Consider the following 11,663-nt stretch of genomic DNA (forward strand, 5'->3'; position numbering starts at 1 on the left):
CGGTGTACATAACATTGATTTTTTGAGGTCAAACTGACTTAATCTTGATTTATTTTCCTATAGTTATTACAGCTTTCTTGTTGCCCATTTTCACAAGCCTTATTAAACCAGTTCTTTGCTTGAGTATTATCTTGATTAACACCTACACCATCGCGATACATCGCACCAAGATTGTTTTGAGCAGGAGCATATTCTTGATCAGCAGCTTTTGTATACCACTTAAAGGCTTGGGAGAAGTCTCGGCCTACACCGTGACCCATGTAATACATAACTCCAAGATTATATTGTGCATTAGCATTTTCTTGATCAGCTGCTTTTCCAAACCATTTTAGAGCCTGTGAAAAATCTTGTGTCACGCCGTTACCCTGATAATATATTGCACCTAAATTAGCTTGTGCAGGAGCATATTCTTGTTCAGCTGCTTCTGTATACCACTTAAGTGATTGAGGCAAGTCTTGCTCTATACCATTGCCTTCATAATACATTGCGGCTAAATCATTTTGTGCAATGATATATCCTTGATTAGCAGCTTTTGTATACCATTTAAAGGCTTGTGAAAGGTCTTGGTCTACGCCATTGCCTTGGGTATACATTAAACCAAGGTTATACTCCGCTTCAGGAAAGCCTTGATCGGCTGCTTTCGTATACCATTTGATTGCTTCAGCATAGTTTTGAGGGACTCCTTCGCCTTCACGATACATCGCACCAAGATTATACTGCGCCTCAGGAAAACCTTGATTAGCCGATTTCATATACCACTGCGCAGCTTTGGCATAGTCTTGATGAACACCTTCTCCTATATCATACATCCAACCCAAATCGAATTGTGATTCTGCATCGCCCTGTTCGGCTAATTCCTGTACGTCTTCAGCTTTAGTTTCTGTCTCTATTTCCTGAATAGCTGTTTGCCCCTCAGAAGCTTCGTTTTTGGCTTCACTTTGCATTTTTTGACAGCTCGTAAGCGTAAGAGGTAATAAAGCAGTAGAAAAAAGAAGGGCAACTAAATTAGTTTTTTTGAAAATCATATATTTGATTCACTGGTAGAAAAAGTGTTGAATAAGTATATTATCTTAAAGTTTCAAAAGAGCGACTCTCTAAGCAAAAAAATATTGAGAAATTTTTTATTTACTGTAAAGTTTGTCATGAGAGCATGTTCGGTGCGCTATACAGGAATCGAACTCTAAACTGTACACTCACTATTTTTGATAACTTAACAACTGATTTAAGAGAACTATAATATGGATGAAGACGATCTGAGTCTTAAATTTGAGATGCTTATAGATCATATTATAGCTAAAAAAAGTTCTCAGCCTATTCTTAGGGATATTTTTGGTCACTCTAGTGGTGATTGGGTGAATTGCAGAAATTATATAGATGAAAATACATATACTGAAGAATATGAGGGCTTGGATGTATATGTGTGTTGGCTAAATGAGATTAATTCAACTAATGACCAAGGTAGGTTAGTTGCTTTCTTCGAAAATAATCAATTGTATTCTCAAATATTAATATTCAATATGAATACGCTTAAGCTTAAAGCTTAATGAAATTAGGCAGTTTTTAAAGGCATACCCCAAGGGAACCAGATAATTCACCCCTCAAACGTATTAACAGACCACTTAAAATAGACCTCTATAATGGAACCATTTAAAACAGACTAACCAAACGCCCGCCATAACAGCCAAAACAATCCTGCCATCACCGCAGCAATAATCAATAGCCGCTTTGCCCAATGTGGTAAAAGAGGCTTTTCATATCCCAAATCATTAAGTTGGCTCTCTACACCCCTTTGTAGACTTTTGAAACCTTGATCTGCTTGAGTGGTTTTCACACGGTTTTTTATCAGTTTCCCAGCCTCATGTCCGTCTTCAGTTTCCTGCTCTCTATCAAAACTAATGGCGTGGTTGGAGATACCTTGCTTGTTAGCGATGGTATTCAACTTCTGCTGTTGCTTTACCTTCAATGCTGTCTCGTAAGCATCAATTCGAACCTTGGCGTCGTCCATACTGATATTTTCTTCAGCGGCCAAGGTTTTGATAGCCATCACCAGATTGTTTTTCTCAATCATCATGATGACCGCTTTTGGCAGCTTGGCACTGACAGATTTTGAGCTGGGATTGGGGTTAAACATGACTTTCCTTATTGAGGCTTGCTTTATTAGAAATGAAAATAGTTGCAGATAACTTTATAGCTACTGTCGTTTATTATAACCATTTTATAAGCGTGAGATTCAAGCAAAAAAATACCGCAGTCATATCGTGTCTGCGGTATCTTTAAGAGTGCTTATATTTGTGAGCATAAACATCAGCTCATTAGATTATTATTGTACTCTATAGGTCTTTCCAACGTTGGATAGATTCTTTGATCACTTCTTTGGCTTCTGCGACGTCACCCCAAGATTCAACCACTGTTGTACCAGCTTTTTTAAGATCTTTATAGTGGCTAAAATGGAACTGTAACTGGTTGATCAGCTGCTTTGGTAAATCTTCTAGGCTGTTGTAAGCATTGCCTGTATCACGGTCGTCAGCAGGGACGACGACGATTTTGTCATCAACTTCGCCATCATCAACGAATTTCATAACGCCGATTACTTTGGCTTTTAAGAAAATGCCAGTAGGTAAAGGCTGCTCAGTAATGATTAATGCATCAAGCTCATCGCCATCTTCATCAAGCGTTTGCGGGATAAAGCCATAGTTGCAAGGTTTGGCAAAGATTTGTGGATCAACACGGTCAAGCTCAAAAACGGCTAATTCGCGGTTCCATTCGATTTTATGGCTGCTGCCTGTTGGGATTTCTACCACAACGTTGATGATGCCACCGTCGACGTCACCTGCGTCCAAGATTTTATTAAAGTCTGCCATAAAATGCTCCTGTTGCTTTTATATTAAAGTTTGAGGGGTAAAGTTATCTAAGTAGAGGCCACAAATGCTAGCGGCACCTCATGAAAGTCGGCTGCGAGTATAGCAAATTTCCATATCAGTTGCTCGTTATGCTTAAGTCTAAGCAGGCACAAGGTTATGCAAAATAAGCTAAGACTTAGGCGCTACCGGTCGCAATGGGATTTTTCCTGCGTGACGCTGTGCAATATTATCAATCAGCATTTGAGTAACTTGTTTATAGCTTAGCTGCTCAGTCGTCTTTTTGTTGGCTGTCTCATCCAGAGCTGTTTTATCAAGATTGGCTAACTTATTAATTGCCACAAAATCCGCTAAACGTAGCATTTGCATGCCAGCGTAGCCACACGGATTGATGGCGTTAAAAGCCGATAAGTCACAATTGATATTGAGCGCAATGCCGTGATAGCTAAAACCATGTTTAATTTTAAACCCTAGCGAGGCTATTTTTCCTAGCATAATGGCATCCGTTACTGGCAGGGTAGTAGTTTCATTGCTAGTGTCAGAATCCTCGCTATTGTCTGCAGCACACACGTATGAATTATTGTATAAATAAACGCCGGGTGCATCACGACGTGAATGCGCACGGACATGGATACTGTCAAATGAGGCTAAACCTTGCAAACAGGCATTGGTCACGTCCTCAATCGCTTGCTCGGCATGCGATACCAGATTGCGCACACTCCAGCCTATACTGTCCAAATCAAACAACCAGTAAATAACCAGCTGGCCATGACCGTGCCACGTCACTTGTCCGCCGCGATCTGTTTTGATAATAGGGGTGTCAGTCCGTTGCAGGATATGTTCTTCTTTACCTGCTTGCCCAAGCGTGTAGACGTCATTGTGATCGACAATCCATAACTCATCAGGCGTGCGCAAACCTTGCTCTTTTTTGAGCGCAATACGCGCTAACGTGCGTGCTAGCATCGCATCATGGGTAGAGACATAATCGGCTGCCGACAGCGATTTTGTCAGAAGGGTGTCATTAAGCAAGGTATCGTCAAGAAGGCTATCGTGAATCTGTTGCGTTAGGTTTTGCATAAGAGTGACTGTCTTGTTGTGGTCTGGTATAGAGTATTGGCAAATACTGACTGGTAGCGACTGTTCAACGCGCCCCAATATTGAGTGTAGCAGTTTTTAGGATTGCTGCTCAAATTTAAATCCATGCATATATAAAGCAGAATATTGAGGACAGAACAAAGTATTGAAGCATGTTACTTATAAAGTATTACTTAACAGAAGAATCTATATCGTGGGTATTGATGATGGCTGACACGTATCTTATACAAACCCAGCAGTCAATCAAAGAGACTGTTCATTGCTCAATCAATGCGCTACATTAAAGAGTAATGAATGGAATCTTGTTAGTTCTCATAATGATGTGCGCGTATGCGGAGATTTCCGCCAGCGCCTAAATAAAGATACAGAGTTTTAAACCAAATATAGCGTGCTGACTCTAACGCCTATGACAAGGAAGATATATGACAGACAACAATCAAAACACTAATGATCAAGCGTATAAAAACAATGATAAGTCACTTGGTAGTAATAAGTCACATAGTATTGTGACCACTGTTGAAGATATGCAAGCGCAGTTCTCAAGATTACAAGCATTGAGCCGTGCTCAACCAATAAATGATTGGGCGACGCGCGAGACTCAATTAGACAATTTAGAGATGATGCTCAGCGACAATCAACAAAGCATCGCTCAAGCGATCAGCGCTGATTTTGGTTATCGTAGTGAATCAGAGACTCAGTTTGCAGAGCTTGTTCCGAGTTTTACGGGCATTAGCCATGCCAAAAAGCATGGTAAAAAATGGATGAAAACTCGCCACGCCTCTATTTCAGCATTGTATATGCCAGCTCATAATGAGATTCAGCCACAGCCATTAGGCGTGGTTGGTATCATGGTGCCATGGAACTATCCATTATTCTTAGCGGTAGGGCCAATCATTGATGCACTCACGGCAGGCAATCGAATCATGATTAAGATGAGTGAGGCCGCACCGCAGTTCGCGCAAGTGTTTGCCGATCTTATCGCTCATTATTTTTCATCGGATATGGTTTGTGTCGTGCTGGGCGAAGTAGATATCGCTGAAGCTTTCAGTAAGATGCCATTCGATCATCTATTGTATACTGGCTCTACTGCGGTGGGCAAAAAAATCATGGCGGCGGCAGCGCCCAACTTGACCCCAGTTACGCTAGAGCTTGGTGGTAAGTCACCGGTTATCGTGTTGGAAGGTGCCAACTTAGAGGCGGCGGTCAATCGTGTGATGATGGGCAAAACGCTCAATGCTGGGCAAACTTGTATTGCTCCTGATTACGTACTGATTCAGCGCAAAGATCATGAAGTGTTTATTAACCTAGCAAAAGAGTGGATGCAGAAGCATTATCCGAATATCAGCGAAAACCCAGATTACTCGCGTATTATCAATGGTCAGCAATTCAAACGTATCAAAGGTTACTTAGATGCCTTATCTGGTGAAAACATTCATAAGATAACTGATGCAGACTATGATATTGAAACGCGGTTGATGCCGCCGCTGATTATCAGTGAGCCGGCAGCCGATAGTGATGTGATGCAAAACGAGCTGTTTGCACCGATTTTGCCGTTGATGCACTATGATACGCTCGATGATGCGATAGACTTCGTCAATGCGCGTCCGCGTCCATTGGCCCTCTATGTGTTTGGTGAGCGTAATAGCGACATAGAAAAAGTGCGTGACAACACGGTATCAGGTGGCTTGGCTATCAATGAAGTTATCTTGCATGTGGTGCAGCACGACTTACCGTTCGGCGGGGTTGGGCACTCAGGCACTGGCGCCTATCATGGTAAAGCGGGCTTTGAGCGTTTAAGTCATATGAAGCCTGTGTTTGTACAAAACAAGCTCAATGGTATGAATTTCCTATTACCACCTTATGGCGGCTTATTTAACAAAGCCATGGCGTTCATGATGAAATAAGTGTGATGAGATTGGCTGTTTAATAATGATAGCATCTACGTAAGTAGGTGCTATTTTTTGTCCAAAAAACAAAATTTTGATGATTATAGTATTTATTTTTGATGGCTTTATAATATTTTTTATACATAAAGGAAAAGCTGAACCCAGCCAATAGTTATTTATAATCATTCTCATTTGTTGCTACATTTCTTAATATTACCGGACGGTAGTTATGGTAAATTTATATTGCTGATGAGACATAAAGATTGATTTTGCGTGAATTATCAACCCAATGCAGCATTATTCGATATCGATAACCGCATTCAAAAGCTGACTTCAATATCGAAATAATTGATGCCAATAACGAAATATAGGACATCCCATGCGTCAATGGATTGCGTTAAGTTTACTGTGTATAAGTGTGTTGTTGCTGCCAGTGTCAGCATCAGCAGCTTGCGCATCACCGATCAAGTTTGGCGCGTTGACTTGGGAGAGTGGTCAGTTTACGACTGGTATACTCAAATATATTGCCGAGAGCGGTTACGACTGCACGATCGAGGAAGTACCTGGGGCAGGACCCGCACTCGAGACTGCATTGTCGCAAAACGATATCCAAATCATCGGCGAACAATGGGTTGGGCGCTCGCCGATTATGGAGCAGGCCATCAATGACGATAAAGTTGCGGTCATTGGCGATACGCTGCAAGGCGGTGCTACTCAAGGTTGGTACGTCCCTCAATATGTCATGGATGACAATCCGGGACTGCGTCGTTATCAGGATTTGCCTAAGTATGCAGCGTTGTTTAAAGACCCAGAAGATCCTAGCAAGTCACGGTTTATGAATTGTCCGTCAGGCTGGGCGTGTGAGATTTTTAACACCCGACTGCTCAAAAATACTGGCTTAGACGCGGTCTTTAATAATGCCCATCCAGGTACGGGTGCAGCACTCGATGCTGAGATTGCCTCCGCCTTTGAACAGAAAAAACCGTTACTATTTTATTATTGGCAGCCAACAGGGCTCATCGCCAAATACGACTTTGCGCCGCTAGCGTTCCCTGCCCATGAGGATGAGTGCTGGCAAGACTTGTTGTTGGCCGACGGCACCTCGGATTGTGTGTCTGGCTTTCCTGTGTCCCCGCTTAAAATTGCTGCATCGACGCCTTTTATTGATAATAATCCCGAATTGGCAAGCGCTTTTGAAAAAGTACAGTTCACGCCAGATCAGCTAAACAGTGCGATTTTAGAGATGAGTGAAAGCAAGCGCAGTGGTGATGAACAGGCGCTTGAGTTTTTACGTGCCAACCCAAACGTCTGGCAAGCGTGGCTACCCAAAGAAGTCGCTGAAAATCTTGCTGCCAATTTAGGCATCAGTCTAACGGACGATGGCACAGGCAATAGCGGTGTCAATCCATCACTGAATGACGCCACCTCAAGTAATGCCTTCCTAGCATTAACGTCCAGCTTTCCGTCATGGTCCCTTGAGTCACCGCTTAATAAAGCCTTAGCGACTGTAGTCAGAGACTATGGCGATGTGTTTCGGAGTATCAGTAGCGTCACTTTGACCTATTTATTATTACCTATTGAACGTCTATTGACGGTGATCCCCGCATGGTTAATTATTGGTCTGGTGACTGTATTAGCGTGGTTTGGGGTGCGCAAAGTATTGTTTGCTATTGCCTGCGGGGCAGGGCTGTTCTTAATCGGTGCGTTTGGATTGTGGGGCGCTTTGATCGATACGTTAGCGTTATTGATCGTCTCTGTTTTGGTGACAGTGGTTGTCGGTATTCCCATTGGTATTGCTATGTCGGGCAGCAGTCTGCTCCGTAAAATTATTACGCCGATATTAGATGTGATGCAAACCATGCCAAGTTTCGTCTATTTGATTCCCGTGCTCATGCTATTCGGTATTGGTAAAGTACCAGCATTATTTGCCACGATTATCTATGCCTTGCCACCGCTTATTCGTTTGACGACATTGGGTATAACGCAAGTCAATCATGAAATGATCGAAGCGGGGCGCTCGTTCGGTAGCACCCATTTTCAGCTACTCATTTGGATCAAGTTACCACAAGCATTGCCCGGTATTATGGCGGGCATCAATCAGGCAGTAATGATGTCGCTTGCCATGGTCGTACTGGCGTCTATGATTGGTGCGCCGGGTCTGGGAGAAGATGTCTTACAATCTATTCAGACGCTCAATATTGGTCAAGGACTACAAGCAGGTACGGCCATTGTCATTGTCGCGATTATCATTGACCGTATCAGCCAAGCCTTTGGTCAAGGGAAACGCGCGCGGCAAAAAACCATTGAAGCTGGCAAGCGTCCTATCGGTTAAATAATAAAGAGACTACCTATGAATCATATCCAGTTAGAGAATATCAGCAAAATCTATAATGCTAATGAGTCGCAAGCACAATCAGCTTTAAATCTATTAGCAGAAGGTATGGATAGTGTCGCTGTCAAAAAGCAGACTGGCTATTCAGTCGGGCTTTATAATGTTAATTTGGCAATAAAAGCGGGTGAGCTGCATTGCATTATGGGGCTGTCAGGCTCGGGTAAATCAACCTTGATACGCCATCTTAACCGTTTAATTGATCCGACCAGTGGCAAGATATGGGTTGATACCACTATTAATTCCAAGACACTGTCGTCAAAAGCACAAGGCATCGCAAAAGAAAAATCTATAACATCGACTGCTGCTGCACCAGTGAGTGATGCCAGTCCAGCAATTGTGACTCCAACGATGATGGATAATACCAGCTCAAGCGACTCTATCAATATTTTGGAATTGGATGATAAGGGGTTACAACAATATCGCCAGAATACCGTCAGTATGGTGTTCCAGCATTTTGGCTTGATGCCACATATGACAGTCATACAAAATGTGGCTTACGGGTTACGCGTTCGCAAGATGAGCGTGGAAGCACGTCATGAAGTGGCGCGTCATTGGCTTAATGAGGTCGGACTGCCCAATCTAGAGCATAGCTATCCCGATGAGCTATCGGGCGGCATGCAGCAACGTGTCGGGCTGGCGCGTGCCTTAGCGACTGACAATCCGATTCTGCTCATGGATGAAGCGTTCTCCGCGCTTGATCCGCTCATTCGTGCCCAATTACAAGATCAACTGCTTGAACTACAAGACCGTCTCAATAAGACCATCGTCTTTATCACTCATGATATTGATGAAGCGGTCAAAGTAGGTCAGCGTATTAGTATCTTAAATGGTGGCCGCTTAGTGCAAACTGGCACGCCTAGCGAGTTAAGAGACAATCCGGCTGATGACTATGTTGCGCAATTTATGCACGCTAAAGCTTAATAATAAATCAACGTTGGTGGCGTTCTGTCTTTTTTAATTTGCTTTTAAATCAAGATCAAACAGTATCGCTATTTAATGATTGAGACAAAGTCATTTATTTGTTAATGACCATTGTATTTTTGCCCATTAAGATATGACTGCTTGAATTGAGGATATTCCTTAGTTTATCTCCTTATATAAATAGACAATTAGATGCAGACTTGCCTCTAATTACTCTATATCGCCAGTCTTTCCGTGTTGTTAAAAAAATGTAGCAAGGGTATATTCACTATTAAAGTAAACTCCATTAACAGGGTATACTATTAAATTATTCTAACTTATCTCTCCCTATTTTCCCTTGCCTTATTTTTCAACGCCATCGGCTTAGAGCTGAATTTCCTTACTCATATTTTCACTTGGTTTATCCTCTTTTTAGCTCATTTAGATGACCATCGATTGAATTGAGCACCTGCTCTAATAACCTATCAAGAAGATCGTGACCGACTGCGCACGATATGAGTGCAAGACTTCATAAAAAAGGATCCGTTATGCCACATAATAACTTCGACAATGATCACGGCCACAACTCTGGTATGGTAACAAGCTCAAAGCGTCAGCCATCACGTTGGCTCAAAAATGCTAGTGCGCTGGGTGTGACCACAGTATTGAGTGCTGGTCTATTGTTAGCGTGTGGTCAAGTGAGCAGTGCAGAAAGTAAATCGAGTAGTAATACTTCGATTGGTAATAGCAAGTCTGGTAGTGAAAACAATGGTGTGACCAACTCACGCGATATGCTGCCATCTGACATGCTCAAGCAACTACAAGCGTTACCGCAGCTCACTAAAGGTCTGGGTAAAAATGGTGCAGCAGTCATTGATCCAAATAAACCCACTTTAGTTAAATTTTGGGCAAGCTGGTGTCCGCTATGTTTGGGTACACTAGAGGAGACCGAAGAGTGGCGTACCGATCCTAAATTTGCCGACCTAAATGTTGTGACAGTTACCAGTCCCGGTCACCTCAATGAAAAAGCCGATGGTGAGTTCACTACTTGGTATGCAGGCGTTCAAGCAGACTATCCGCAGCTACCCGTGTTGGTCGATAGCTCCGGTGATTTGATTAATAAGCTTGGTGTACAAGTCTATCCTAGCTGGGCAATACTGGACAAAAAAGGCAATCTTGTCCATTTAGTCAAAGGTAATATTACGGCTGAGCAAGCTTATGCGCTGGCCGAAAATGCCAATAATGATTTTGCGGCGCTTAAAAGCGGCAAGGCCAAACTGACAAACGCGCAAGCCTTAGACAATAACAGTAAGATTGAAACCATTAAGCAAAAAGATGGTGTGTACTATAACGATAAAGGTAAGGCGATTAATACCCGCTCAATCTATTTGGCTGGCGGCTGTTTCTGGGGCGTTGAGGCCTATATGGAGCGCGTCGATGGCGTGGTCGATGTGGTCTCAGGTTATGCCAATGGTGATGATGATCAGCCAAACCCAAGCTATGAAGATGTGATTCGCGGTTCAGGACATGCTGAAGCGGTGAAAGTTACTTATGATGCAGATAAGACCGATCTCGACACGATTTTGAAGTATTATTTCCGTGTCGTTGACCCGACCAGTGTAAATAAGCAAGGTAATGATCGCGGTGTGCAGTATCGTTCAGGAATTTACTATACCGATCAAGAGGACAAAGCGGTGATTGATGCCGCACTCAAACGCGTACAAGCTCAGTATAAGCAAAAAGTCGTCGTTGAACATGAAGCGTTAGATAACTTCTATTTGGCTGAGATGTATCATCAAGATTACCTCGCCAAAAATCCAAATGGTTACTGTCATATTGATTTAAGCCTTGCTGATGACAAACCTGAAGGCACAGCACGCACCAAGCTCGCCGCTGTTAGTACGGTTGCCGAGACTTTAGATCCCAAGCGTTATGCTAATTTTGACAAAAATGCTTTGAAGAATACCTTGACCAAAGCCCAGTATGATATTACCCAAGGTGCCGCTACTGAGCGTGCCTTTAGTCATGAATATGACAATCTGTTTGCACCCGGTATTTATGTCGATGTGGTCAGTGGCGAGCCGTTATTTTTGTCTACCGATAAGTATCAATCCGGTTGTGGCTGGCCAAGTTTCACTAAGCCTATTGATATGCAAGTCATTACTCAGCATGAAGATAAAGCCTTTAATATGGTGCGTACAGAGATTCGCTCACGGGTAGCAGACTCGCATCTTGGTCACGTCTTCCCCGACGGTCCAAAAGATCGCGGTGGCTTGCGTTATTGTATCAATGGTGGCGCATTACAATTCATTCCTGTCAGTGCGATGCCGCAATCAGGCTACGCGCCACTGGTTAAGTTGGTCAAATCGTAATTTTCATAGCTATAGTCATTTAATGGTGCTTATTTGCACAGTACAAAAAGACGTTAAGGTTATCCTTAGCGTTTTTTTATATTCCTAGATTAACACACCAAGTGCAACGCTAAGTAATGGAATAAAACACCTGGTTTGGCGTTTTAAACCCTAATCGTTT

The 11,663-nt window shown here is 42.8% G+C and carries 9 protein-coding genes; 5 read left to right on the forward strand and 4 right to left on the reverse strand.

Features of this window, described 5'->3' with window-relative positions:
- Nucleotides 1–38: 38 nt before the first annotated feature.
- Nucleotides 39–1,025 (reverse strand): SEL1-like repeat protein, encoded by a 987-nt coding sequence (locus AAEY80_RS07955; protein WP_350588154.1) that lies wholly within the window; start codon nt 1,023–1,025, stop codon nt 39–41.
- A gap of 213 nt (nt 1,026–1,238) precedes the next feature.
- Between AAEY80_RS07955 and AAEY80_RS07960 the strand changes: the two genes are divergently transcribed.
- A complete protein-coding gene (locus AAEY80_RS07960) occupies nt 1,239–1,544 on the forward strand; it encodes a hypothetical protein (protein WP_201578504.1) in 306 nt (101 codons plus the stop codon).
- 113 nt (nt 1,545–1,657) lie between these two features.
- Here AAEY80_RS07960 and AAEY80_RS07965 read toward each other — a convergent pair whose 3' ends face one another.
- The 3 genes from AAEY80_RS07965 to lipB all read right to left on the reverse strand — a co-directional run bounded on the left by AAEY80_RS07965 (nt 1,658) and on the right by lipB (nt 3,935).
- The gene (locus AAEY80_RS07965) at nt 1,658–2,131 is read right to left on the reverse strand and encodes a hypothetical protein (RefSeq protein ID WP_350588155.1); all 474 of its coding nucleotides are present in this window, start codon (nt 2,129–2,131) and stop codon (nt 1,658–1,660) included.
- A 199-nt stretch (nt 2,132–2,330) separates the two neighbouring features.
- Nucleotides 2,331–2,861, reverse strand: a complete 531-nt coding sequence (locus AAEY80_RS07970) for an inorganic diphosphatase (protein WP_025651820.1) — start codon at nt 2,859–2,861, stop codon at nt 2,331–2,333.
- Between the two features lie 168 nt (nt 2,862–3,029).
- The gene (gene lipB / locus AAEY80_RS07975; RefSeq protein ID WP_025651821.1) at nt 3,030–3,935 is read right to left on the reverse strand and encodes a lipoyl(octanoyl) transferase LipB; all 906 of its coding nucleotides are present in this window, start codon (nt 3,933–3,935) and stop codon (nt 3,030–3,032) included.
- A gap of 440 nt (nt 3,936–4,375) precedes the next feature.
- On the opposite strand from lipB, the gene AAEY80_RS07980 reads away from it, so the two are divergent.
- The 4 genes from AAEY80_RS07980 (at nt 4,376) to msrAB (ending at nt 11,503) form a co-directional block, all read left to right on the forward strand.
- Nucleotides 4,376–5,857, forward strand: a complete 1,482-nt coding sequence (locus AAEY80_RS07980) for a coniferyl aldehyde dehydrogenase (RefSeq protein ID WP_201578002.1) — start codon at nt 4,376–4,378, stop codon at nt 5,855–5,857.
- A gap of 361 nt (nt 5,858–6,218) precedes the next feature.
- Entirely contained in the window at nt 6,219–8,171 is a 1,953-nt protein-coding gene (locus tag AAEY80_RS07985) for a glycine betaine ABC transporter substrate-binding protein (RefSeq protein WP_350588156.1), read from the forward strand.
- A gap of 18 nt (nt 8,172–8,189) precedes the next feature.
- Nucleotides 8,190–9,152: an ATP-binding cassette domain-containing protein gene (locus AAEY80_RS07990; RefSeq protein ID WP_201578010.1), complete on the forward strand. Its 963-nt coding sequence runs from the start codon at nt 8,190–8,192 to the stop codon at nt 9,150–9,152.
- 527 nt (nt 9,153–9,679) lie between these two features.
- Complete coding sequence (gene msrAB, locus AAEY80_RS07995; RefSeq protein ID WP_201578012.1) at nt 9,680–11,503, forward strand: bifunctional peptide-methionine (S)-S-oxide reductase MsrA/peptide-methionine (R)-S-oxide reductase MsrB; 1,824 nt, start codon at nt 9,680–9,682, stop codon at nt 11,501–11,503.
- Nucleotides 11,504–11,663 lie beyond the last annotated feature (160 nt).

It is taken from the genome of Psychrobacter sp. 78a-MNA-CIBAN-0178 (assembly GCF_040309625.1).
Classification (GTDB): Bacteria; Pseudomonadota; Gammaproteobacteria; order Pseudomonadales; family Moraxellaceae; genus Psychrobacter; species Psychrobacter okhotskensis.